16 protein-coding genes and 2 rRNA genes (1 of these 18 cut by a window edge) are annotated in these 24,223 nt (G+C 66.8%); 11 read left to right on the plus strand and 7 right to left on the minus strand.

From position 1 onward, the window contains the following. A 23S ribosomal RNA gene (locus tag ACXI0D_RS12235) occupies positions 1–1,709 on the plus strand (it extends 1,171 nt beyond the left edge of the window). A gap of 126 nt (positions 1,710–1,835) precedes the next feature. Continuing rightward, a 5S ribosomal RNA gene (gene rrf, locus ACXI0D_RS12240) occupies positions 1,836–1,950 on the plus strand. A 465-nt stretch (positions 1,951–2,415) separates the two neighbouring features. Here rrf and ACXI0D_RS12245 read toward each other — a convergent pair. From ACXI0D_RS12245 to hemH, 4 genes are all read right to left on the minus strand, one after another. Further along, a complete protein-coding gene (locus ACXI0D_RS12245) occupies positions 2,416–4,521 on the minus strand; it encodes a methyl-accepting chemotaxis protein (RefSeq protein WP_479642606.1) in 2,106 nt (701 codons plus the stop codon). Positions 4,522–4,535: 14 nt separating this feature from the next. Beyond that, on the minus strand, positions 4,536–4,685 hold the full coding sequence (locus tag ACXI0D_RS12250; protein WP_164118740.1) for a hypothetical protein: 150 nt from the start codon (positions 4,683–4,685) through the stop codon (positions 4,536–4,538). Between the two features lie 126 nt (positions 4,686–4,811). Beyond that, positions 4,812–5,666, minus strand: coding sequence for an alpha/beta fold hydrolase (locus ACXI0D_RS12255; protein ID WP_119006958.1), 855 nt, complete (start codon positions 5,664–5,666; stop codon positions 4,812–4,814). Continuing rightward, on the minus strand, positions 5,663–6,625 hold the full coding sequence (hemH, locus tag ACXI0D_RS12260; protein ID WP_119006957.1) for a ferrochelatase: 963 nt from the start codon (positions 6,623–6,625) through the stop codon (positions 5,663–5,665). The genes ACXI0D_RS12255 and hemH overlap by 4 nt, the downstream gene beginning before the upstream one ends. A 165-nt stretch (positions 6,626–6,790) precedes the next feature. Between hemH and ACXI0D_RS12265 the strand changes: the two genes are divergently transcribed. The 4 genes from ACXI0D_RS12265 (at position 6,791) to tatC (ending at position 9,213) form a co-directional block, all read left to right on the plus strand. Further along, positions 6,791–7,690, plus strand: coding sequence for a lipid-binding SYLF domain-containing protein (locus tag ACXI0D_RS12265; RefSeq protein WP_119006956.1), 900 nt, complete (start codon positions 6,791–6,793; stop codon positions 7,688–7,690). Positions 7,691–7,765: 75 nt separating this feature from the next. Beyond that, on the plus strand, positions 7,766–7,993 hold the full coding sequence (gene tatA, locus ACXI0D_RS12270; RefSeq protein WP_014648907.1) for a Sec-independent protein translocase subunit TatA: 228 nt from the start codon (positions 7,766–7,768) through the stop codon (positions 7,991–7,993). A 15-nt stretch (positions 7,994–8,008) separates the two neighbouring features. Then, entirely contained in the window at positions 8,009–8,467 is a 459-nt protein-coding gene (gene tatB, locus ACXI0D_RS12275; protein ID WP_119006955.1) for a Sec-independent protein translocase protein TatB, read from the plus strand. Continuing rightward, complete coding sequence (gene tatC, locus ACXI0D_RS12280; protein ID WP_014038991.1) at positions 8,464–9,213, plus strand: twin-arginine translocase subunit TatC; 750 nt, start codon at positions 8,464–8,466, stop codon at positions 9,211–9,213. The genes tatB and tatC overlap by 4 nt, the downstream gene beginning before the upstream one ends. 118 nt (positions 9,214–9,331) lie before the next feature. Here tatC and ACXI0D_RS12285 read toward each other — a convergent pair whose 3' ends face one another. From ACXI0D_RS12285 to ACXI0D_RS12295, 3 genes are read right to left on the minus strand one after another with little or no spacing between them, the layout of a single operon-like run. Beyond that, entirely contained in the window at positions 9,332–10,243 is a 912-nt protein-coding gene (locus ACXI0D_RS12285; protein ID WP_014038990.1) for a BPSS1780 family membrane protein, read from the minus strand. Positions 10,244–10,293: 50 nt separating this feature from the next. Then, positions 10,294–11,040, minus strand: a complete 747-nt coding sequence (locus ACXI0D_RS12290; RefSeq protein ID WP_049446897.1) for a glutamine amidotransferase — start codon at positions 11,038–11,040, stop codon at positions 10,294–10,296. Continuing rightward, positions 11,012–12,847 carry a GspE/PulE family protein gene (locus tag ACXI0D_RS12295; RefSeq protein WP_049446899.1) on the minus strand — a complete coding sequence of 612 codons (1,836 nt, stop codon included), beginning with the start codon at positions 12,845–12,847 and terminating at the stop codon, positions 11,012–11,014. Before ACXI0D_RS12295 ends, ACXI0D_RS12290 begins: the two co-directional genes overlap by 29 nt. Positions 12,848–12,930: 83 nt before the next feature. On the opposite strand from ACXI0D_RS12295, the gene glyQ reads away from it, so the two are divergent. The 5 genes from glyQ to ACXI0D_RS12320 all read left to right on the plus strand — a co-directional run bounded on the left by glyQ (position 12,931) and on the right by ACXI0D_RS12320 (position 24,223). Then, the gene (gene glyQ / locus ACXI0D_RS12300) at positions 12,931–13,842 is read left to right on the plus strand and encodes a glycine--tRNA ligase subunit alpha (protein ID WP_006403404.1); all 912 of its coding nucleotides are present in this window, start codon (positions 12,931–12,933) and stop codon (positions 13,840–13,842) included. A gap of 87 nt (positions 13,843–13,929) precedes the next feature. Beyond that, a complete protein-coding gene (gene glyS, locus ACXI0D_RS12305; protein WP_119006954.1) occupies positions 13,930–16,005 on the plus strand; it encodes a glycine--tRNA ligase subunit beta in 2,076 nt (691 codons plus the stop codon). A 234-nt stretch (positions 16,006–16,239) separates the two neighbouring features. Next, complete coding sequence (locus ACXI0D_RS12310) at positions 16,240–18,036, plus strand: autotransporter assembly complex protein TamA (protein ID WP_083663084.1); 1,797 nt, start codon at positions 16,240–16,242, stop codon at positions 18,034–18,036. Next, positions 18,033–21,890 carry a translocation/assembly module TamB domain-containing protein gene (locus tag ACXI0D_RS12315; RefSeq protein ID WP_119006953.1) on the plus strand — a complete coding sequence of 1,286 codons (3,858 nt, stop codon included), beginning with the start codon at positions 18,033–18,035 and terminating at the stop codon, positions 21,888–21,890. The genes ACXI0D_RS12310 and ACXI0D_RS12315 overlap by 4 nt, the downstream gene beginning before the upstream one ends. Before the next feature lie 185 nt (positions 21,891–22,075). Further along, entirely contained in the window at positions 22,076–24,223 is a 2,148-nt protein-coding gene (locus ACXI0D_RS12320; protein WP_119006952.1) for a S46 family peptidase, read from the plus strand.

The raw sequence follows: 24,223 nt of genomic DNA on the forward strand, positions 1-24,223 counted from the left end.
GAGGAGCGTTCCGTAAGCCGTTGAAGGTGGATTGAGAAGTCTGCTGGAGGTATCGGAAGTGCGAATGCTGACATGAGTAACGATAATGCGGGTGAAAAACCCGCACGCCGAAAGCCCAAGGTTTCCTTGCGCAACGTTAATCGGCGCAGGGTGAGTCGGCCCCTAAGGCGAGGACGAAAGTCGTAGTCGATGGGAAGCAGGTTAATATTCCTGCACCTCGCGTAAGTGCGATGGAGGGACGGAGAAGGTTAGGTGTACCAGGCGTTGGTTGTCCTGGGGAAAGGCGGTAGGTTTGGATCTTTGGCAAATCCGGGATCCTTTAAGACCGAGCACCGAGACGAGCCTTTATGGCGAAGTCACTGATACCACGCTTCCAGGAAAAGCTCCTAAGCTTCAGCTTACGCAGACCGTACCGTAAACCGACACAGGTGGGTAGGATGAGAATTCTCAGGCGCTTGAGAGAACTCGGGTGAAGGAACTAGGCAACATGGCACCGTAACTTCGGGAGAAGGTGCACCCTTTTTGGTGGCTCGTGCGAGCTATAGCTGAAGAGGGTCGCAGTAACCAGGCCGCTGCGACTGTTTATCAAAAACACAGCACTCTGCAAACACGAAAGTGGACGTATAGGGTGTGACGCCTGCCCGGTGCTGGAAGGTTAATTGATGGGGTCAGCCGCAAGGCGAAGCTCTTGATCGAAGCCCCAGTAAACGGCGGCCGTAACTATAACGGTCCTAAGGTAGCGAAATTCCTTGTCGGGTAAGTTCCGACCTGCACGAATGGCGTAACGACAGCGGCGCTGTCTCCACCCGAGACTCAGTGAAATTGAAATCGCTGTGAAGATGCAGCGTTCCCGTGGCAAGACGGAAAGACCCCGTGAACCTTTACTATAGCTTTACACTGAACGTTGAGTTCGTCTGTGTAGGATAGGTGGGAGGCTATGAAACTGTGGCGCTAGCTGCAGCGGAGCCATCCTTGAAATACCACCCTGTCGTGCTTGACGTTCTAACCTGGGCCCATTATCTGGGTCGGGGACCGTGTATGGTGGGTAGTTTGACTGGGGCGGTCTCCTCCTAAAGAGTAACGGAGGAGCTCGAAGGTACGCTCAGCGCGGTCGGACATCGCGCACTGTGTGCAAAGGCATAAGCGTGCTTGACTGCAAGATCGACGGATCAAGCAGGTAGGAAACTAGGACTTAGTGATCCGGTGGTTCTGTATGGAAGGGCCATCGCTCAACGGATAAAAGGTACTCCGGGGATAACAGGCTGATACCGCCCAAGAGTTCATATCGACGGCGGTGTTTGGCACCTCGATGTCGGCTCATCACATCCTGGGGCTGTAGTCGGTCCCAAGGGTATGGCTGTTCGCCATTTAAAGTGGTACGCGAGCTGGGTTCAGAACGTCGTGAGACAGTTCGGTCCCTATCTGCCATGGGCGTTGGAGATTTGAGAGGGGCTGCTCCTAGTACGAGAGGACCGGAGTGGACGAACCTCTGGTGTTCCGGTTGTCACGCCAGTGGCATTGCCGGGTAGCTATGTTCGGAAGCGATAACCGCTGAAAGCATCTAAGCGGGAAGCGCGCCTCAAGATGAGATCTCCCGGGGCACAAGCCCCCTGAAGGAACCATGTAGACTACGTGGTTGATAGGTCAGGTGTGTAAGTACAGCAATGTATTGAGCTAACTGATACTAATGATCCGTGCGGCTTGACCATATAACCTCAAGTTGCCTTGGCTTTACGACAACGTCGTAAGAGCATCCAAGTGCACGCTACGTCACAAGAACTATGCGAGGCTGGCGCCTTGTCCCATCGGGACGAGTGCGACTCTCCAAAAGCCTCCCTGGTGAAATTAGCGCTGTGGAACCACCCGATCCCATCCCGAACTCGGAAGTGAAACGCAGCTGCGCCGATGGTAGTGTGGCTCAAGCCATGCGAGAGTAGGTCATCGCCAGGGTTTATACCCAAAACCCCGCTGCTCACGCAGCGGGGTTTTTCTTTGTGTGCAGAAAATGCAGATAGTGCCGGCCGCTGGCCGGCACCCCTCTGGCTGCAGGTCGGCCGGTAGATCCGCGCCATGCGTGGATATTCTCCGCGGGCAGCCACAGCGCCAACCAAGGTTGGCGACTACCGAGTGCAGGCGGACCCACAGTAGATCCACGCCACGCGTGGATGGGCTGTCCCTGCGAAGAGCGGTGCCAACCCCGGCAGCGGGTCAGACAGTGCGTGTCGCTGTGATTGCCGGCCAGCGGCCGGCACTACCGGTTGATCCATGTCGTGTGTGGATGCGACGCCAACCAGGGTTGGTCGTTCCTCACGGCAGGCCCGAAAGCGGTCTTTTCCTGACCCATCACGCAAAAGCAGGCAAAAAAACGGCGCCCTGAGGGCGCCGTCTTGATCAGGATCGAATTGCAGGCCCGGATCAGGCGGCCCGCGAGACCTCATGCGGTTCCTGCTGGCGGAACACCGACACCGCTTCGGTAAGCGTACCCGCCTGCGATTGCAGCTCGCGTGCGGCTGCGGTGGCTTCCTCCACCAGCGCGGCATTCTGCTGTGTGGCCTGATCCATCTGCACCACGGTCTGGTTGATCTGCTCGATGCCGACCGACTGCTCCTGCGAGGCCGCCGAGATCTCGTGCATCAGGTGGCTGACATTCTCCACGCCCCCGACAATTCCCTGCATCCGCTGGCCCGCGTCGGCCACCAGCTGTGCGCCTTCGCCCACCTGGCGACCGGCCTCATCGATCAGCTTCTTGATTTCCTGTGCGGCGGCGGCGGAACGCTGCGCCAGCACGCGCACCTCGCTGGCCACCACGGCGAAGCCACGGCCCTGCTCGCCGGCGCGGGCGGCTTCCACCGCTGCGTTCAACGCCAGGATATTGGTCTGGAAGGCGATGCCGTCGATCACGCCGGTGATATCGCCGATGCGCTTCGATGCACCTTCAATTGCCTGCATGGTATCGACCACGCGCTGCATGGCGATGTTGCCGTCACTGGCGGCGGCCTGCGTGGTGACCGCCAGCTGGCTGGCCTCGCGTGCATGGGCAGCGTTCTGGCGCACGGTGGCGGTCAGCTCTTCCATCGAGGCGGCGGTTTCCTGCAGGTGCGCCGCCTGGCGCTCGCTGCGCTCGGACAGCGCGCCATTGCCCGCAGCGATTTCGCTCGCAGCGGTGCTGATCGAGGATGCGCACTGCTGGATGCGGCCGACCATGCGCGCCAGCTGGCCGGCGGTGGCGTTGGCATCGCGCTGGATCGCGGCGAAGGCGCCGTGATACTCGCCGTGCATGCGTCGATCGAGATCGCCGTTGGCCAGCGCCGAGAGCATCTGCCGCACTTCGTCGACGGTACTGCCCAACGTATCCAGCAGCTGGTTGATGCCACCGGTCAGCCCATCAAGGAAGCTGGCGCCTTCGGTTGCCTGCAGGCGCTGGTCGAGGTCGCCGGCGGCGGCGGCCGTGACGATGCCGGCGACGGCGTTCTCCAGCGCGAGCTCATGGGTACGGTCATGCCATTCCACGGCGAAGCCCAGGCGCATGCCCTGAGCGTCGAAGACCGGAGTAACCACCTGGGCGAAGTGCACGGGGCCGATCTGGACCTTGCCGTTGTGGGTGACCTGCAGGCCATTGAGGATGGCGCGGATGCGGTCCGGGTTGGCGTGGAAGCGATGGATGCTGCTGCCCACCAGGCGCTCGGCATCGAAATCGGGGAAGGCCTGGCGCAGCGTCGCCTGCTGGTTGCGCAGCAGGGCCACCACCGAGCGGTTCACGTAGCGGATCACGTGGTCGTTGTCGGCAATCATCATCGCGGTGCGTGAGGCATCGAGGGCCTGGCGGATCTGCGCGTTCTCGGCGTGTGCCTCCGCGTCGCGTCCACGCTGGGCCTGCACATGGCGTGCGGTGTCGGCCAACGCATGGGCCAGCGAACCCAGTGCATAGGCGCTGGTGTCGGCATGTGCACCAAGATCGGCGCCAGTGGCGATATCGCGCGCCAGTGCGGCCAGCCGGCGGGGGCCGTGGCCGAGTGCTTCGGTCTGCTGGCGGAGCCGCAGTGCGACCTGGCCAAGGAACAGGGTCAGGCCGGCGAGCATCGCGGCCTGCAACAGTGTCGGCCCCACCGCGGCACCCGCCTGCAGCGGCGCCAGCAGTGCGAGCGTGCCGATGCTGCCGGCCAGCCACACCGGAAGGCGATCGCGATGGCCCAGCAGCACGCCCAGCAGCAGGGCGATCGGCAATGCCGGCGACAGGCCGGCGATCGCGCACAACAGGGACAGCTGCAGCGACAACAGGATCGCCAGGCCGTTGCGCGCGATCCCGCGGCCTGCCAGCGGACCAGCCAGCCACGAGGCGGGCAACAGCGCGCCTGCGGTCAACGCGGCGGCCACACCGTGCGGACCGCGCAGGGCCAGCACCAGGCCAGTCACGGCCAGCGCGGCGCTGCCGATCAGCAGTCGGCGGTCGGCGCCGCGGGCGAGCTGCTGCAGGTGCGACAGGCGGGCGGTATCGGGGGGACGGGCGGATGCAATGGACATCGGAGGCTCCTGGATCAGCAGACGACAACGAGCACGCCGCAGCGCACGCAGCAGGGCGTGACCAGGGCGGGTGCCGGGAATTCGAGGGATGCGGCGCGATCAGCGACGCGGAGACGGAACACCGTGGCCACATCCTGTGGGTGACGGTGCAGCAGAGCGGGCATGCGGACTTCCTTGCAGAACCAGACACATGCCGCAGGACCGACCGGGCCCGCGTGCAGCGGGCGCAGGGGCCCGCAACTGATGTATCGGCCGCAAACGCGCGGAGTGAAGCGCGTGGACGCCTGCGCTCAGCCGGCGTTGTCGTTGCTGAAGAAGTGCAGGATCACGTCTGCGATCTGTGCGGGGTCTTCCATGTGCAGGTGATGGTTGCCGGGAAACACGGCCAGCCGTCCATCCCGCAGATGCTGCAGGCGATCGCTGCGCATCGGTTCGGGATAATACGACTGCGCCGGCGTGGCATAGATCACCTGTGTCGGGCAGGCGATGGCCTGCAGCAGGTTGTCGATCTGGCCTTCACTGAGGCGGATCGCGGTGGGCAGCATCAGGCGCGGATCACTGCACCAGCGATAGCCGCCTTCGACCGGTTCCACGCCGCGCTCGACCAGCAGCCGTGCGCACGGTTCGCTGAGCTGGTTGGTCATCATCCGCGCGCGGATCGGCGCGGCCAGGTCGGGGAAAACGCGCAGCTGCTTGCGCGCCAACGCACGGGTGGCGTTCACATGCTCGCGCAGGCGATGGGCGGTTTCTTCCTCCGGGCCGCGCAGGCCGCCGAGAGCTTCGATCGCCACCAAGCGCTCGACGCGGTCGCTGACCGAGGCGGTGAGGCTGGCGATGCCGGCGCCCATCGAATGGCCGAGCAGGCTGAAGCGGTCCCAGCCCAGTGCATCGGCAACGTCGAGTACGTGGCAGATCGCAGCCGCCGTGGTGTAGCTGGCACCGGCCGGCAGGTGCGCGCTGTGGCCATGGCCGGGCAGGTCGATCGCCACCAGTTGCAGCGACGACAGGTGCGGCGCCAGCGGCACGAAGCTGGCGGCATTGTCGAGCCAGCCATGCAGGGCCAGCACGCGCGGGCCTTCGCTGCTGTTGCGCAGGCCGGCGACGCGGGTGCCGCCGACCTCGAGTTCAAAGGGCTGCAGATTCATGCCAGCGAGGCCACGGCCAGTCGCGCCAGTGCGCGCGCGTGTTCCGGTTCGGCATTGAGGCAGGGGATGTAGCGCATCGTCGCGCCACGTTCGGCCAGCGTTTCGGTGAAGCCCATCGCGACTTCTTCCAGCGTTTCCAGGCAATCGGTGGCGAAGCCGGGGCAGACCACGTCGATCTGCTTCACGCCGGATTCGGCCAGGGCCCACAGGCTCGGCTCAGCGTAAGGCTGCAGCCAGCGCTCGCGGCCGAAGCGCGACTGGTAACCCATCTGCCAGTCGTCCTTGCCCAGGCCCAGCGCGTTGGCGATGGCCTGCGCGCTGGCCTCGCAGCGCTGCGGATACGGATCACCCGCGTCGGCCAGGCGCTGCGGGATGCCGTGGAAGGAGAACATCAGCGTCTGGCCGCGACCGTGCTGATCCCAGTAGCGCCGGATCGAGCCGGCAACCGCTTCGACCCAGCCCGGGTCGATCGAGTAGTCGCGCACCAGGCTGACGGTCACGCCTGGATTGCGGCGCTGCCAGGCGTCGACGCGGTCTTCGACCGAGGCGGTGGTGGTGGTCGAGTACTGCGGGTACAGCGGCAGCACCACGATGCGGCGCGCGCCTTCGGCGGCAAGGCGGTCGAGCTCGCTGGCCAGGGCCGGTTCGCCGTAGCGCATCGCGTGGCGCACCTTCAGGGTCGGCAGCAGGGCCTGCATGGCCTGCGCCAGCTGCCGGGTATGGACCATCAGCGGTGAGCCATCCGGCAGCCAGACCTGGGCGTACTTGGCCGCCGAACGGCCGCTGCGCAGCGGCAGGATCAGCCCGCGCAGCAGCGGCTGCCACAGCAGCGCCGGGATCGAGACCACGCGGGGGTCGGACAGGAATTCGGCCAGGTAACGGCGTACGGCGGGGGCCGTCGGCGTCTCGGGCGTGCCTAGGTTGACCGCCAGCACGGCGGTATCGGGTGCGTCGAGCATGGTGTGTATTGTCGCCGATCCGGTGCCGCGCCGGGATGCAGGGTTCGGATTGCGGGCATAGCGCGCATCAATGTGAGCAGGGAACGCTCATTGGCGATTCATGACAACACCACTAATTTCAGTCACTTGCTATATCTTCCTATGGACTGACTTCTGGAGCCTGCCATGCGTCGCCCGATCCAAGCCCTGCTGATCGCCGCCAGCCTGCTGTCCAGCCAGGCCATGGCCGGACCGCAGGAAGACCAGCGCGCCCGCAATGCCGTGCGCGTGCTGGCTGAAATCCAGGAAATCCCTGAACAGGGGATTCCTGACAAGTTGCTCGACGAAGGCCGCGCGGTCATCGTCATTCCCGACACGATCAAGGCCGGTCTGGTCATTGGTGGTCGTCGCGGCCACGGCCTGATGTCGGTGCGCATGCCCAATGGCGCGTGGTCCAGCCCGGTATTCGTCAAGCTGACCGGTGGCAGCATCGGCTTCCAGGCCGGCGTCCAGTCTTCGGACGTGGTGCTGGTGTTCCGCAACGACCGCAGCCTGGACAATCTGGTCAACGGCAAGTTCACACTGGGCGCCGATGCCGGCGTTGCCGCCGGTCCGGTCGGCCGCAATGCCGCCGCCGCCACCGACGGCCAGCTGAAGGCCGAGATCTGGTCCTGGTCGCGCGCCCGCGGCCTGTTCGCCGGTGTTGCGCTGGATGGCGCGGTGCTGCAGATCGACGATGCCGCCAACCTTGACGCCTACGGCAGCAACACCACGCCGCGCATGATCTTCGAAGGTCGCGCCGTCGGGTCGCCGTCGATGGACGTGGTCGCCTTCCGTGATCGCCTGGAAGAGGCCACCTACGCCGCCCGCAACAACCGCAACGGCAACGGTGGCAACGCGCCGCGCCCGGCGCCGGCCCCGGCTGCCGCTCCTGTGCCTGCGCCTGTTCAGGCAGCGTCGGCGGCCCCGGCCGAAGCCACCACGGCGCCGCTGCAGAACGTCCCGCAGAACCCGCCGCCGCAGCAGCAGGGCTTCCAGCCGGTCAACGACGGCGAAATCCGCACGGAAACGCTGGGCGGAAACTGACTTTCGTCACGCGCGCCGGCTAACAGCCGGTGCGCTATGCTCGACAGCCTGATCACTAACGTAACGAGCGTCTTTATGGGCAGTTTCAGCATCTGGCATTGGTTGGTCGTGCTGGCCATCGTCCTGCTGGTGTTCGGCACCAAGCGCCTGACCAGTGGCGCCAAGGACCTCGGTTCGGCGGTCAAGGAATTCAAGAAGGGCATGCGCGACGACGACAAGCCGAACGCGCAGCTGGGCGACGAGTCGCGCAGCCAGGACGCCTCGCGCACCGCGCAGGACGAGCACGACCGCACCCCTCGCTGATCCGGAGCGGTCGCGGTGTTTGATATCGGCTTCAGCGAACTGCTGGTGATCGCCGTGGTCGCCTTGGTGGTGCTCGGTCCCGAGCGCCTGCCCAAGGCGGCCCGCTTTGCCGGCCTGTGGGTGCGTCGTGCCCGCAATCAATGGGATTCAGTGAAACAGGAACTGGAGCGCGAACTGCAGGCCGAGGAGATCAAGCGGCAGATGCAGGACGTGCGCCAGGGCATGCAGGACACCGAGAACCAGCTGCGCGCCAGCGGCGAAGCGATCCGTCGCGAAGCGCAGGAAGCGCAGCAGCAGGGCGATACGCTGGCGCAGGAGGTGCGCGCACCGGCCCCCGCGGATCTGCCGCCGCATATGAGCGGCCTGCCCCATGCCGATGCACCGGTACAGGAGAGCGTTGCTCCCGAGCCGACGCCGGCGACACCCCCTGAAGCCGGTGCGCCGCCGCCGCAGAGCACGGAGCGCCAGCCATGAGTGAACAGGATTTCGGCGAAAGCTCGCTGGTCGAACACCTGGTGGAACTGCGTGGCCGCCTGGTACGCGCATTGCTGGGCCTGGGCGTGGCGCTGCTTGCGCTGTTGCCGTTCACCCAGAAGCTGTACAACGCGCTGGCCGAGCCGCTGGTATCGCAGCTGCCGAACGGGCAGACGATGATCGCCACCAACCCGGCCGGTGCCTTCTTCGCACCGCTGAAGCTGACCTTCTTCGTTGCCCTGTTCGTGGCGGTGCCGTGGCTGCTGTACCAGCTGTGGGCCTTCGTCGCGCCCGGTCTGTATGCGCGTGAGAAGCGCCTGGCGGTGCCGCTGCTGGTGTCGTCGGTACTGCTGTTCTACACCGGCTGCGCCTTCGCCTACTTCCTGGTGCTGCCGGCGGTGTTCCACTTCCTGACCACCTTCAGCCCGGACGTGATCGCGATCACCCCGGATGCGAATGCCTACCTGGATTTCGTGCTGGCGATCTTCTTCGCCTTCGGTGGCAGTTTCGAACTGCCGGTGGCGATGGTGATCCTCGTGCTGCTGGGCTGGGTGACGCCGCAGCAGTTCAAGGAAGGCCGCGGCTACGCGATCGTCGGCATCTTCGTGCTGGCAGCGGTGCTGACCCCGCCGGATGTGGTCTCGCAGTTGATGCTGGCGATCCCGATGTGCCTGCTCTACGAGCTGGGCATCCACGCCGCACGCTGGCTGGTGCCGTCGTCGGTAGTGAAGAAGCCCGCCGCCTGAAAGAAAAAAAGGGGACGGAGGGGATTAAGTCGTTAGCTGCACACACTGGGCATAAACGACTTAATCCCCTCCGTCCCCTTTTCTATCCACGCATGGCGTGGATCTACCGATGTGCTGGTCAGGCGTGGAAGACGTCGCTTGAGGTCGGGGTGGTCGGGATCGGCGGGGCGGCGCGGCTGCCGCGGTGCACGAACATCTGCTTCCACGCGGCGTAGACCGCGCCGACATACAGCGGCATCAGCACCGTGGTCAGTACCAGCTGCGCGATGAAGGCGGCGGCCAGCGGGCCACCGATCAGCATCGCGATCTGGATCACGATCACGAACAGGATGTAGATGCAGAACGCGGCGATCAGGCCGAGCACGGCGAACACGATCATCGCGCCGATGTTCTCGATGCAGCCCTGCAGGCTCAGGCGCAGCGCGTGCATGCCGCTCTGCTTGTCGAACACCACCAGCGCCGGCTGGGTGAACATCGCCAGCGACAGCGCAACCGCGCTCAGGAACACCAGCAGCATCCACAGTGCGATGCGCTTGGCCGGCAGGTTGGCCACCAGCGCGGCCGCATCATCCGGCTTGATCTGCTGGCCACTGCGGCTGATCTCTTCCATCTTGGTCATGACCTCGCTGAAGGCGGTGAAGCCCTCGCGGCCGATCATCATGAACAACAGCGCGCCCAGCAGCAGGACCGCCAGTACCTGGATCGCCAGCGGTACCAGCAGGTGGCTGACGCGGTGGTCGCGGATCGGCTGCAGCAGGTGCGAGGCCAGGCCCGGGCGGCCTTCGTCGATCTCACCCACGGCGTACAGCATGCCGCCGAACATGATCGGCGAGATGGCCAGGGTCATCAGTTGTACAGCCATGCCGGCGGCGCCGGGAATCAGCGTCGACAACAGGGTGACCACCCAGCTCACCAGCAGCCAGGTCAGACCGATCCGGGCCAGCTGCAGCGGCGCACGCCGATACAGCGAGAACGTATCCAGCAACCACTGGGCGCCCGCCGAGGCCGGCAGCTTGCGAATCTCTTTCATGGACATCCGGGAAGGACAGGAGGGGGCCGGGCGGTTGCCCGTGGCGCCGATTATCCCTGTTTTGCCGCCGGCTGGGCTGAAGACAGCCGCGCCTGGCGGACGAAGCGGCGCAGCAGCTGGCGGGCCAGCGGTGCGGCGCTGACTGCGCGCTCGATGCTGCGGGCGCAGCCGCCATGGCGGCCGATGCAGTCGGCGCGGGCGCGCACGTAGCCGCGCATGTGGTGGGTGGCGAATTCGGGGTGGAACTGTACGCCCCAGGCCTGGCGCCCCCAACGGAACGCGTGGCAGCCGTCCAGCGGCGAGCGCGCCAGCACTTCGGCACCGTCGGGCGCGCGCAGCACGGTCTGCAGGTGGGTGGCGTGGGCGGCGAAGTGCTGCGGCAGGCCCTGGAACAGCGGGTCCTGCGCGGCCTGCGGCTGCAGTTCCAGCTCGATCGTGCCGGACTCGCGCCCGGCCGGGTTGTAGGCCACCTCGCCACCCAGCGCGTGCGCCAGCAGCTGGTGGCCGTAGCAGATGCCGAATACCGGCAGGTCGTCGTGGGCGGTCTGGCGCAGCCATGCGGCGCTGCGCTCACTCCATTCGGCGTGGTCGGTGACGAAGGCGGCCGAGCCGGTCACCAGCACGCCAGCGAAGGCATGCGGGTCGGGCAGGGCATCCCCGTGTTCGACATCGACCACCACCGTCTCGTGCTCTTCCAGCCCGGCGGCGACGCGGATCCAGTGCGGGAAGCGCCCATAGCGGCGCAGGGACGGCACCGGTCGGCCGGTTTCAAGGATCAGGAACGGGGCTGGGTTCATCCGGGGGCGGCAGGACTGACAGGACTTCCTCGATTGTAGTCAGCCCCTGCGCCACCTTTTCAAGCCCAGCCTGGCGCAGGGTTCGCAGCCCTTCAGCCCGCGCGGCGCGGGTGAAACCGGCCAGATCCATGTCGGCGCGGATCTGGCCACGCAGGCGCGAGCCCAATGGCAGCAACTCATACAGGCCGATGCGGCCGAGGAATCCGGTGCGCCGGCACTCCAGGCAACCGACCGGCCGACAGGGCGTGGCGGCATCTGGATATGCGGCTTGGCTATCAGCCAGCACCGCCCAGTCGGCGGCGCCGAGGCTGTGTGGCTGCTTGCAGTGCGGGCACAGCGTGCGCACCAGACGCTGGGCGAGGATGCCGTTGAGGGTGCTGGCCAGCAGGTAGTGCGGCACGCCCAGATCGAGCAGGCGGGTGACCGCCGACGGCGCGTCGTTGGTATGCAGGGTGGACAGCACCAGGTGGCCGGTCAGCGAGGCCTGCACCGCCATCTGCGCGGTTTCCAGATCGCGGATCTCGCCGATCATGATGATGTCCGGGTCCTGCCGCAGCAGGGTGCGCACGCCGCTGGCGAAGTCCAGGTCGATGTTGGCCTGCACCTGCATCTGGTTGAATTCGGGCGCGATCATCTCGATCGGGTCCTCTACCGTGCAGACGTTCACGTCCGGCGTAGCCAGCCGCTTCAGCGTGGAATACAGGGTGGTGGTCTTGCCCGAACCGGTCGGGCCGGTGACCAGCACGATGCCATGCGGGCGCTCGACCAGCGCATTCCAGCCGGCGGCCTCCTGCGGGCTGAAACCGAGCTGGTCGATGCTCTTGAAGGCGGCATCGGGGTCGAAGATGCGCATCACGCACTTCTCGCCGAAGGCGGTGGGCATGGTCGACAGGCGCATCTCGACTTCGCGGCCGCCCGGCGAGCGGGTCTTGATGCGGCCGTCCTGCGGGCGCCGGCGCTCGGCCAGATCCATGCGGCCGAGCACCTTGATGCGGCTGACCACGGCGGTCATCACTGCCGGTGGCACTTCGAACACCTTGTGCAGCACGCCGTCGATGCGGAAGCGCATGCGCCCCATTTCGCGGCGCGGCTCCAGGTGGATGTCCGAGGCGCGCTGTTCGTAGGCGTACTGCAGCAGCCAGTCGACGATGTGCACGATGTGCTGGTCGTCGGCGTTGACGTCGCCGGTGCGGCCCAGCTCGACCAGCTGCTCGAAGCTGGGCAGGGTGGTGTTGGCCTCGCCACGGACGTCGCCGCGGGCGCCACGCACCGAGCGGGTCACCCCATAGAACTCCATGGTGTAGCGGTGCAGGTCCAGCGGGTTGACCACCGCCAGCTCGATGCGGCGGCGGGTCAGGTGCTGCAGGTCGCGGCGCCATTCCTGCACCAGCGGCTCGCTGGTGGCCACCAGCACCCGTTCGGCATCCACCGCCAGCGGCAGGAAGCGGTGGCGGCGGGCGTAGGCGTGGGAGACCAGCGCGGTGACGGCCGCGACGTCGACCCGGGTCGGATCAATGCGCAGGTAGCGGCTGCCGGTACGCCGGGCCAGCCATTCGGTCAGGCGCTCCAGGGTCAGTTCGCCACCGTCGCGGGCGGCCAGCTTGAGGTTGGACAGCAGCACCAGCGGATGCACTTCACTGGCATTGCGCGCGCCCTGTGCGGAAAACCGCATGCGCTCGCCCTCGTGCTCGGCGACCAGGCCATCGGCCAGCAGTGCCGCACCGACCTGTTCGAAATGCAGGCGGCCCCACGGCAGCGGGACGCCGCCTGGCTCGCCGGGCGTGCCCACCGGCAGCCGATGTTCCATCTGCCTGCTCCTCCCGGGTACGGAATGCCCCGCAGGTCGGCCGTTATACTAGCGCACCCCCTTGCCGGCCAAGACTCGTACGCATGTCCGCGACCCCGACCGTTCCGATCACCTTCCAGGGCCTGATCCAGACCCTGAACCAGTTCTGGGCCCAGCAGGGCTGCGTGCTCATCCAGCCGCTCGACCTGGAGGTGGGCGCCGGTACCTTCCACCCGGCCACCTTCCTGCGTGCGATCGGTCCGGAAAGCTGGAACGCGGCCTACGTGCAGCCGTCGCGCCGCCCGACCGATGGCCGCTACGGCGAGAATCCGAACCGCCTGCAGCGCTACTACCAGTACCAGGTGGCGATGAAGCCGGCGCCGGACAACATCCAGCAGCTGTACCTGGATTCGCTGAAGGCACTGGGCATCGATCCGCTGGTGCACGACCTGCGCTTCGTCGAGGACAACTGGGAATCGCCGACGCTGGGCGCCTGGGGCCTGGGCTGGGAAGTCTGGCTCAACGGCATGGAAGTGACCCAGTTCACCTACTTCCAGCAGGCCGGTGGCCTGGAGTGCCGCCCGGTGCTGGGCGAGATCACCTATGGTCTCGAGCGCCTGTGCATGTACCTGCAGAACTGCGACAACGTCTACGACCTGGTCTGGACCTACGGCCCGGACGGCCAGCCGGTGACCTACGGCGACGTCTACCACCAGAACGAGGTGGAGCAGAGCACCTACAACTTCGAATACGCCGACGTGGAAGAGATGTTCCACCGCTTCGACGCCTGCGAACGCGAAGCGCAGAAGCTGGTGGAAGTGAACCTGCCGCTGCCGGCCTACGAGCAGGTGATGAAGGCCAGCCACACCTTCAACCTGCTCGATGCGCGCCGCGCGATCAGCGTGACCGAGCGCCAGCGCTACATCCTGCGCGTGCGCGCGCTGGCCCAGGCGGTGGCCAAGGCGTACTACGAGCAGCGCGAGAAGCTGGGCTTCCCGGGTGCGAAGAAGGCCTGACCGCCTTCCTGCACCGACCCGCTTTTCACCCACTACCCGGGGCGCCGGACGCGTTGCGCGCTGCGCCCCCACCACAGGATCGAACCGATGAGCCAACTGTCCCCCCTGCTGATCGAACTGGGCACCGAGGAGCTGCCGGTCAAGGCGCTGCCGGGCCTGGCCCAGGCGTTCTTCGACGGTGTCGTCGAAGGCCTGCGCAAGCGCGGCGTCGCGCTGGAACTGGGCGATGCGCGCCCGTTGTCGACCCCGCGCCGCCTGGCCGTGCTGCTGCCGGGCGTCGGCCTGGAGCAGCCGGAACAGCACAGCGAAGTGCTGGGCCCGTACCTGAACATCGCGCTGGACGCCGAAGGCCAGCCGACCAAGGCCCTGCAGGGCTTCGCCGCCAAGGCCGGGATCGACTGGACCGCGCTGGAGAAGACCACCGACAACAAGGGTGAGCGCTTCGTGCACCGCGCGGTGACCCCGGGTGCGAGTACTGCCAGCCTGCTGCCGGAAATCCTGCGCGAGGCGATCGCGGCGATGCCGATTCCCAAGCCGATGCGCTGGGGCGACCATGCCTGGGGCTTTGCGCGCCCGGCGCACTGGCTGGTGCTGCTGCACGGTGCCAACGTGGTCGAGGCCGAGCTGTTCGGCCTGCAGGCCGGCCGTGTCAGCCGCGGCCATCGTTTCCACCACGACCAGGCCGTGTCGCTGGCACAGCCGCAGGACTACGTTGAAGCCCTGCGCGCCGCGTTCGTGCTGGTCGACCCGAGCGAGCGCCGCGCGCGCATCGTCGCCGAGGTCGAGGCCGCTGCGGCCAAGGCTGGCGGCAGCGCCCGCATCACCGACGACAACCTGGAGCAGGTGGTGAACCTGGTCGAGTGGCCGTCGGCGGTGCTGTGCAGCTTCGAACGCGCGTTCCTGGCGGTACCGCAGGAAGCGCTGATCGAGACGATGGAGATCAACCAGAAATTCTTCCCGGTGCTGGATGACAGCGGCACGCTGACCGAGAAGTTCATCGGTATCGCCAACATCGAATCGAAGGACGTGGCCGAAGTGGCCAAGGGCTACGAGCGCGTGATCCGCCCGCGCTTCGCCGATGCCAAGTTCTTCTTCGACGAGGACCTGAAGCAGGGCCTGGTGTCGATGGGCGAGGGCCTGAAGACGGTGACCTACCAGGCCAAGCTGGGCAGCGTGGCCGACAAGGTGGCGCGCGTGGCCGCCCTGACCGAAGTGATCGCACCCCAGGTCGGCGCCGATCCGGCGCAGGCCAAACGTGCGGCCGAGCTGGCCAAGAACGACCTGCAGTCGCGCATGGTCAACGAGTTCCCGGAGCTGCAGGGCATCGCCGGCCGCCACTACGCCGTGGCCGGTGGCGAATCGGCCGATGTGGCGCTGGCCATCGACGAGGCCTACCAGCCGCGTTTCGGCGGTGACGACATCGCGCTGTCGCCACTGGGCAAGGTGCTGGCGATTGCTGAACGCGTCGACACGCTGGCCGGTGGTTTCGCCGCAGGCTTGAAGCCGACCGGCAACAAGGACCCGTTCGCCCTGCGCCGCAACGCGCTGGGCCTGGCCCGCACGATCATCGAAAGCGGCTTCGAGCTGGACCTGCGCGCGCTGCTGGCCAGCGCCAACGCCGGCCTGGTCGCGCGCAATGTGCAGGCCGACGTGGGTGAGCTGTACGACTTCATCCTCGACCGCCTGAAGGGCTACTACAGCGACAAGGGCGTGCCGGCCACGCACTTCAACGCCGTGGCCGAGCTGAAGCCGGCCTCGCTGTACGACTTCGACCGCCGCCTTGACGCAATTGGCACGTTTGCCGCGTTGCCGGAAGCCGAAGCACTGGCTGCGGCCAACAAGCGCATCCGCAACATCCTGCGCAAGGCCGAGGGCGACATTCCGGCCCAGATCGATCCGGCGCTGCTGCAGGAAGATGCCGAACGCGCGCTGGCCGAAGCGGTCACCGCGGCCATCGACGACACCGGCGCCAGCCTGCAGCACAAGGACTACGTGGCCGTGCTGGCACGCCTGGCGCGCCTGCGCCCGCAGGTCGACGCGTTCTTCGATGGCGTGATGGTCAATGCGGAAGATCCGGCGCTGCGTGGCAATCGCCTTGCGCTGCTGACGATGCTGGGCGAGCGCCTGGGCAAGGTCGCGGCGATCGAGCATCTGTCGAGCTGAGATGTGGTGCCAAGCAAGCTTGGCACCCACCGGTAGTGCCGGCCGCTGGCCGGCATTGCCCCCGCGGACCGGATCGCCGGCGGATGTCCATCGGGGTCATCGCCGGCATCGGGCACGATGCCGGCATCCTCGCCTGCGATCACGATGATCGCCACAAAGGCGCGTATTTTGACCGCAACTTAACAACCGATCCCCAATGACGTGATGCATTTCGCATCGTCACCTTCGGTCGGTATGCTGTGCCGCATGCAGCCAAAGAAATACGCCCTGCCGCTGATGGTCCTGTCGCTGGCCGCCACCTCCGTGGTCCACGCGCGCGGCACCATCGACAAGGTGGACATCAAGGGATTGGACAAGGGCGACGACGCCGCAATCATCGAGAACATCCAGGAATCGCTGTCGCTGTACGACACGATCGGCAAGGAACAGGGCGAATCGCGCCTGGAGTACCTGCTGTCCCAGGCCGAGCGGCAGACCCGCCAGGCACTGGAACCGTTCGGCTACTACAACCCGGTGATCAAGGTCGAGGCGCCGCGCGAGGACGAGCACGTCCGCGTGCTGATCCATGTCGACAAGGGCACCCCGGTGACCGTGCGCCGCGAGCACATCGACATCACCGGCCCGGCGATGTACGACCAGTACCTGCAGGATGACCTGGCCGCGTTCAAGCCGCGCAAGGGCCAGCGCTTCGAGCACACCCAGTACGAAGCCAGCAAGATCACCATCACCCGGCGCCTGGCCGAGCGCGGTTACTTCGATGCCGACTACACCCAGCGCCAGGTGCAGATCACCCGCGCCGACAATGCCGCCGACATCGACCTGACCTGGGACAGCGGCCGCCGCTACAACATGGGCCCGGTGCGCTTCGAGCAGGACTACTTCGTCGACAAGCTGTTCGATCCGCTGGTGTACTGGGACCAGGGCAGCTACTACCACGAGGGCAAGCTGGACCGCCTGCGGCAGTCGCTGACCAAGCTGGACTACTTCAGCGTGATCGACATCCAGCCGCGGCCAGACCAGGCCGACGAGAACGGCGATGTGCCGGTGGACGTGAAGCTGACCCGGGCCAAGCGCACGATCTACACCGCCGGCCTGAGCTACGGCAGCGAGAGCGGCCCGGGTGTGCGCGGTGGCATCGAGCGGCGGTTCCTGAACAACCGCGGCCACAAGATGAACACGCAGCTGGACTATGCGCAGAAGCGCAAGAGCCTGGTCACCAGCTACCGCATCCCGGCCTTCAACTGGCTCGATGGCTGGTACACCTTCGCTGCCAGTGCGTACGACGAGCAGACCGACTACATCGACCTGCGCAACTTCAAACTGATCGCCAGCCGCAGCGGCGAGATCAACGAGCACTGGACCGCGATCGCCTCGGTCAACGCACTACGCGAGCGCTGGCGCTATGCCTCCGGCACCGAGTTCACCGACGCGGTCTACAACACCTCGACGCTGGTGTACCCGCAGATGGTTGCCGACTACGTCAACGTTGACGACGAGATGTTCCCGCGCAAGGGCATCAGCGGCACCGCGACGATGCGTGCCGGCGTCGAAGGCGCCGGCTCGGACACCAGCTTCGTGCAGGCCAATGCGGTATTGCGCTGGTACATCCCGGTGGGTGAAAGCAATCGCCTGATCCTGCGCGGTGAAGGTGGCACCACCTGGACCAGCGACCTGGTGGCGATGCCGCCGAGCCTGCGCTACTTCGCCGGCGGCGACCGCAGCATTCGCGGCTACGCCTATCGTGAGGTCGGGCCGCGCACGCCGGCGCCGGACAAGTACGCGCTGGGCGCCAAGAACCTGGTGATCGGCTCGGCCGAATACGAGCACTATTTCAATGGCGGCCCCTGGGGCGCGGCGGTGTTCGTCGATACCGGCAGTGCCTTCGACAACACCATCGACCTGCATACCGGCGTTGGCTTCGGCGTGCGCTGGAAATCGCCGGTGGGCCCAGTGCGTATCGACGTGGCGCATGGCCTGAACAACCCGGATTCGCAGTTCCAGCTGTACCTGAACATCGGAGCGGACCTGTGAGCACGCCCGCACCGACCCCGAACACGCCGCCGCCGCGCGTGCGCTTCTATCGCCGCCGCCGCTTCTGGGCGTGGTCCGGCGCCGGCGTGATCGGCCTGGTACTGCTGGCCCTGCTGGCGGTGTACTGGCTGCTGCAGACCGTGGCCGGCCGCGATGTGCTGCTGGCACAGGTGGTAGCGCGGCTGCCGGTGGGCGCCAGCTTCACCTGGGACAAGGTGGACGGCCCGGTGGCCGGTCCGCTGACCCTGTACAACGTCGACTTCCGCTACGACGACATCCACTTCCACGCCGAGCGTGCACACCTGGAGCCGGACCTGCGCCCGCTGCTGGGCCGCAAGCTGCTGCTGGACAAGCTGGAGCTGACCAACGCGACGTTGAACCTGGCCAAGAGTGACGAGCCGTTCAAGCTGCCGTCGTGGCCCGATTCGCTGCCGCAGATCGAGATGCCGCTGGCGATCCAGGCCGATGCCATCGCCATCGACGGTTTCCGCATCAGCCAGGCCAACGAGCCGGTGATCGACATCAGCCGCGTGCGTGGCGGCATCGAGATCGCCAACGGCGAGTTCCAGGCGCACAAACTGGTCGTGGACAGCGACATGGGCAATTTCACCGCCCAGGGCCGCTACATCCCGGCCAAGGACTACGACACCGACGTGACGGTGACGGCAGTGCTGCCGGCGCCGCGTGGCCGTACCGCAGCGACGCTTGGCCTGGTTGCGCGCGGTGACCTGTCGCACATGGAAGTAGCGGTGGCCGGGCGTGCGCCCAAGCCGCTGCACGCGATGCTGGTGTTCGATGGCCGCACCGACCCGAGCTGGAGCGCCAGCATCCGCAGCGACGAGCTGGATCTGGCGTTGCTGTCGCCGGCACTGGCCAGCTCGGCGATCGCGCCGCTGGCATTGGACTTCACCGCCGCCGGCAAGGGCGGCAACGCCAACCTGCGTGGCAAGGTGAAGCAGGGCGACCAGGAACTGGAACTGGCACCGTCGGTGGTGTCGCTGCAGGACCAGGTGCTGAAGGTTTCACCGCTGCTGGTGAAGGGGCTCGGTGGCGAAGCCCGCCTGGAGGGCACCGCTGATTTCAGCCAGGAAGACCAGCAGAAGCTCAACTTCTCGGTGGTCGCGCGGGACCTGACCTATGTGCCGGCGCCCGATCCGAACACCGCCGGCAGCGCACCGGTGCCGGTGACCCTGAAGGAAGCACGCTTCGGCCTGGCTGGCACGTTGAAGGCCTGGGCCGCGATCGGCCGCGCCGAGGTGGAACGTGATGCACAGAAGGCGCAGCTGCGCTTCGACGTGCGCGGCAACGACCAGGCCGCGTCGATCCACCAGCTGCAGGCGCAGACACCGGGTGGGCAGCTGCAGGTGGAAGGCCAGGTGGCCTGGGCGCCGCAGCTGGACTGGGACGCCAAGGCCACGCTGAAGGACTTCGACCCCGGCTATTTCGTGCCGGGCTGGAACGGCCGCCTGTCCGGCAACCTGGCCTCCAAGGGACGCCAGCTGCCACCGCCGGCCAATGCCGCACCGGGCACCGCCGGAACGCTGGAAGCCACGGTGGACCTGCCGTCGCTGAAGGGCATGCTGCGCCAGCGCAACCTCGACGCACAGGGCAAGTTCGCGCTGCAAGGCGCGCAGGGCCAGGGCGACCTGAAACTGTCGCTGGGCAGCAGCCGGGTGACCGCGTCGGGCAAGGTCGGTGACCGCCTCGACATTGATGCGCGTTTCGAGCCGCTGCAGCTGAGTGACCTGCTGCCGGGCGCCGATGGTGGCCTGCGCGGCCAGGTGCAGGTGAAGGGCCCGCGCGATGCGCCGGACATCACCGCCGACCTGGTCGGCAACAACCTCAACTGGGATGGCTACGGCGCCGAGAGCGTGAGCATCAAGGGCCACCTGCCGTGGCGCGGTGACAGCGGCACGCTGGCGGTGCAGGGCCAGCAGGTTAACGCCGGCATGCTGCTGGAACGCTTGAATGTGGATGCGCAGGGCAGTGTCTCCAACCTGCGCCTGGCGGCGCAGACCCGCAACGAGATGGGCGCGGTCGAGCTGCAGGGCAGCGTGCGCCAGCAGGGCACGCAGTGGCGTGGCGAGCTGGCCGCGTTGCGCATCGCACCGGTGAAGGGCGATGCCTGGTCGCTGCGTGCACCGGCGGCGTTCGCGATCAACGGCGGCACCTACACGCTGTCCGAAGCCTGCCTGGCCGCCGCCAGCAGTGGTGCACTGTGTGCACAGGCGAACTGGCCGCGCGAGGGCCTGGTGGTGCGCAGTGATGCGTTGCCGCTGGCGCTGGTGCAGCCGTGGTTGCCGCCGCAGTCCGGCCGCCGCATCTACCTGCGCGGCGATGTCAGTCTGGACGCGCAGATCCGCCCGCGCGGCAACGCCTGGGAAGGCCATGTGGAAGTGCGCTCGAAGGAAGGTGGCGTGCGCCTGGGTGAGAACCGCAATGCCGTGGGGGACACCACCCGTGGCGAGCTGGTGCGCTACGACCAGTTCTCGCTGAAGCTGGACATGACCCCGGCCAGCATCAAGGGCTACCTGGGCATGGGCTTCCAGGGCAACGGCTTCGTCGACGCCAGGATGCAGACCGGCTGGGAAGCCAGTGCGCCGCTGAACGGTGAGCTTTACCTCAACATGTCGCGGCTGTACTGGCTGGAGCTGTTCTCGCCGGACATCGTGCGACCGACCGGCCTGATCGAAGGCCACGTCAGCCTGCGCGGTACGCGTGGCCAGCCGTCGCTGGGTGGTGACGCGCAGCTGAGCAACTTCAAGGGTGAATTCCCGGCACTGGGCCTGACCTTCGATCAGGGCAAGGGCAGCTTCGTGGCCCAGCCCGACGGTTCGGCCAAGATCACCGCGCAGGCCAACTCCGGCCAGGGCACGTTGTACGTGGATGGTGGCCTGTCGTGGTTCGGCGATGCACAGCCGCTGCAGCTGAAGATCCACGGCGAGAACGTGCTGCTGTCCAACACCAGCGAACTGCGCATCGTCGCCAATCCCAACCTCGACTTCACCCTGGCCAAGGCCGCGATGGAACTGCGTGGCACCGTGCACGTGCCCGAGGCCGACATCGACCTGGAGCGCCTGGACCGTGGCACCTCGGTGTCCGAAGACGTGGTGGTGCTCGACCCGGCCGATCCGGAAGAGTCGCGCACCTCGCCGCTGGACATGGACCTGACGGTCAGCCTCGGTGACAAGGTGAAGATGACCGGCTTCGGCCTGAAGGGTGCACTGACCGGCAAGATGCAGGTCTGGGCCAAGCCCGGCCGCGAGATGACCGCCAATGGCGGGCTGGAAGTGAGTGGTCGCTACAAGGCGTATGGGCAGGACCTGACCATCACCCGCGGCAACCTCACCTGGAACTACAACGCGGTGTCCGACCCGCGCATCAACATCCGTGCCGAGCGCCGGATTGGTGATGTCACCGCCGGCATCGACGTGACCGGGCGTGCGCAGCAGCCGCGTGCGGACGTGTGGTCCGATCCGGCGATGTCGCAGTCCGAAGCGCTGGCCTACCTGGTGCTCGGCCGCAGCCTGACCGGTGCCAGCAGCGACCAGACCCAGCAGGTCAACGCGGCCTCGGCGGCACTCTCTGCCGGCAGCGGGCTGCTGGCCTCGCAGCTGGGCGCCAAGCTGGGCCTGGACGATGCCGGCGTGAGCCAGTCGCGCGCGCTGGGTGGCTCGGTGATCGGCGTCGGCAAGTACATCTCGCCCAAGCTGTACGTCGGTTACGGCGTGTCGCTGGTCGGTGCCGGTTCGGTGATCACGCTGAAGTACCTGCTGCGTCGCGGCTTCGACGTGGAAGTGGAATCGAGCACGGTGGAAAACCGTGGGTCGATCAACTGGCGGCGGGAGAAGTAGAGCTACGCCATGCGTGGCTGCGGTAGTGCCGGCCGCTGGCCGGCAGCTGCACCGTATCTCCTGAGCTACGTGGATTGCCGGCCAGCGGCCGGCACTACCGTGCGCGTCGCCCCAACCATCGGCCGTTGCCCCATCCCGCCCCACGGGCTATGGTCCCGGGCTGTTCTGTCGTACCGGATTGCCTCATGTCACCACGCAAAGCCCTTCCCACCGCCCTGGCCCTGGGCCTGACCCTCGCCGCCGGTGCCCACGCCGATGAAGGCATGTGGATGCCGACCCAGCTGCCGGAGCTGGCCAAGCCGCTCCAGGCCGCAGGCTTCAAGGGCAATCCGGCCGACCTGGCCAACGTCACCGCGCCGCCGCTGAGCGCCGTGGTGCGTGCCGGTGGCGGCACCGGCTCGTTCGTGTCCGCCGACGGCCTGCTGCTGACCAACCACCACGTGGCGATGGGCGTGATCCAGTACAACAGCTCGCCCGAGCACGACCTGATCAACGGTGGCTTCATCGCCAGGGACCGCGCCGACGAGCGCCCGGCCAACCCGGACTTCCGTGTGCTGGTCACGGTCGGCTTCGACAAGGTGACCGACCAGGTGCTGGCGCAGGCGCGTGGCAAGACCGGCCGTGCCTACTTCGATGCCGTGGATGCGGCCAGCAAGCAGATCGTGGCCGAGTGCGAGAAGGACGGCAGCGTGCGCTGCTCGGTGGCCAACATGTACTACGGCACCGATTTCTACCGCATCGCCCAGCTGGAACTGAGCGATGTGCGCCTGGTGTATGCGCCGCCGCGTGCGATCGGCAACTACGGCGATGAGATCGACAACTTCATGTGGCCGCGCCACACCGGCGACTTCACCCTGCTGCGTGCTTACGTGGGCAAGGACGGCAAGCCGGCCGCGTACAGCAAGGACAACGTGCCCTACCAGGCACCGGCGCACCTGCAGATGTCGGTGGAAGGCCCGAAGGAAGGCGACTACGCGATGCTGGCCGGTTACCCGGGCATCACCTACCGCCACCGCACCGCCGCCGAATTCGCTGGCCAGATCGATACCGTGCTGCCGCGCCGCGTGTCGGTGTTCCAGCAGATGATCGACACCATCGAGGCGGCCAGCGCCAAGGATGCGCAGGCGCGTACCCGCTACGCCTCGCAGCTGCAGTCGCTGAAGAACAACCGCAAGCGCGCCGCCGGTGAGCTGGAAGGCCTGCTGCGCAGCGACGCCAAGGCCCAGCGTGCGGCTGACGAGACGGCCATGCTGGCCGCCACCGACCGCAAGTACCAGGGCGATATCAAGGCGCTGCTGGGCAACCTGTCGCAGGGCGCGGCGGTGGGCGAGCGTGACCTGCTGCTGGAGCAGATGGCCGCGCAGAGCCAGCTGCTGCGCTCGGCGCTGCTGCTGGAACGCCTGCGCATCGAATCGGCCAAGCCGGACGCACAGCGCGAGAGCGGCTACCAGCAGCGCGACCAGGCGATGATCGAAGGCGTGCTCAAGCAGGTCCAGCGCCGCTACGCGCCGGAAGTCGAGAAGGCGCTGCTGAGCACCCTGCTGACCCGCTACCAGCAGCTGCCGGACGCGCAGCGCGTGGCCGAGTTCGACGCCGCCTTCGGCCGTACCCCGCAGCAGCTGGCAGCGGCGCTGGATACCCTGTACGCCGGCACCCAGCTGGGCGAGGAGGCACAGCGCCTGTCCCGTTTCGCTGCGGCCCGCGAAGGCAAGGCACTGGCCGCCGATCCGCTGATCGCCGTGGCCGGCCCGCTGGTGGCCGCGCAGCTGCGCATCGAGAACGAGAGCAAGACCCGCGAAGGCGAGCAGCTGCGCCTGCGCCCGGCCTACATGCAGGCGCTGTTCGCCTGGCGTGCCAAGCAGGGCCGTGCGGTGTACCCGGATGCCAACCGCACCCTGCGCATCAGCTATGGCAAGGTCGAAGCGCTGCATCCGCGCGACGGCGTGACCTACTCGCCGGTGACCACCGTGGCCGGCATCGTCGAGAAGAACACCAACGCCTATCCGTTCGATGCTCCCAAGCCGCTGCTGGCCGCGATCGCCAAGGGTGACTTCGGCAGCACCGCCGACCCGGCGCTGAAGACCCAGACGGTCAACTTCCTGACCAACCTGGACACGACGGGCGGCAACTCCGGCTCGCCGGTGCTCAACGCCAAGGGCGAACTGATCGGCCTGAACTTCGACAGCAACTGGGAGTCGGTCAGCGCCAGCTGGTGGTTCGACCCGCGCTACAAGCGCGCCGTGCACGTTGACATGCGCTACCTGCGCTGGCTGCTGGCCAAGGTCTACCCGGCGCCGGAACTGCTGAAGGAAATGGGCGTGCCGGCCCAGTAA

The organism is Stenotrophomonas sp. C9D9 (assembly GCF_056491205.1).

Coding starts and splice junctions, on each gene's coding strand:
- ACXI0D_RS12320 (WP_119006952.1), top strand. CDS start 22,076: ATGTCACCACGCAAAGCCCTTCCCACCGCCCTGGCCCTGGGCCTGACC.
- ACXI0D_RS12255 (WP_119006958.1), bottom strand. CDS start 5,666: ATGAATCTGCAGCCCTTTGAACTCGAGGTCGGCGGCACCCGCGTCGCC.
- ACXI0D_RS12310 (WP_083663084.1), top strand. CDS start 16,240: ATGCTGTGCCGCATGCAGCCAAAGAAATACGCCCTGCCGCTGATGGTC.
- ACXI0D_RS12265 (WP_119006956.1), top strand. CDS start 6,791: ATGCGTCGCCCGATCCAAGCCCTGCTGATCGCCGCCAGCCTGCTGTCC.
- ACXI0D_RS12285 (WP_014038990.1), bottom strand. CDS start 10,243: ATGAAAGAGATTCGCAAGCTGCCGGCCTCGGCGGGCGCCCAGTGGTTG.
- tatA (WP_014648907.1), top strand. CDS start 7,766: ATGGGCAGTTTCAGCATCTGGCATTGGTTGGTCGTGCTGGCCATCGTC.
- hemH (WP_119006957.1), bottom strand. CDS start 6,625: ATGCTCGACGCACCCGATACCGCCGTGCTGGCGGTCAACCTAGGCACG.
- ACXI0D_RS12250 (WP_164118740.1), bottom strand. CDS start 4,685: ATGCCCGCTCTGCTGCACCGTCACCCACAGGATGTGGCCACGGTGTTC.
- glyQ (WP_006403404.1), top strand. CDS start 12,931: ATGTCCGCGACCCCGACCGTTCCGATCACCTTCCAGGGCCTGATCCAG.
- tatC (WP_014038991.1), top strand. CDS start 8,464: ATGAGTGAACAGGATTTCGGCGAAAGCTCGCTGGTCGAACACCTGGTG.
- glyS (WP_119006954.1), top strand. CDS start 13,930: ATGAGCCAACTGTCCCCCCTGCTGATCGAACTGGGCACCGAGGAGCTG.
- ACXI0D_RS12245 (WP_479642606.1), bottom strand. CDS start 4,521: ATGTCCATTGCATCCGCCCGTCCCCCCGATACCGCCCGCCTGTCGCAC.
- ACXI0D_RS12290 (WP_049446897.1), bottom strand. CDS start 11,040: ATGAACCCAGCCCCGTTCCTGATCCTTGAAACCGGCCGACCGGTGCCG.
- ACXI0D_RS12295 (WP_049446899.1), bottom strand. CDS start 12,847: ATGGAACATCGGCTGCCGGTGGGCACGCCCGGCGAGCCAGGCGGCGTC.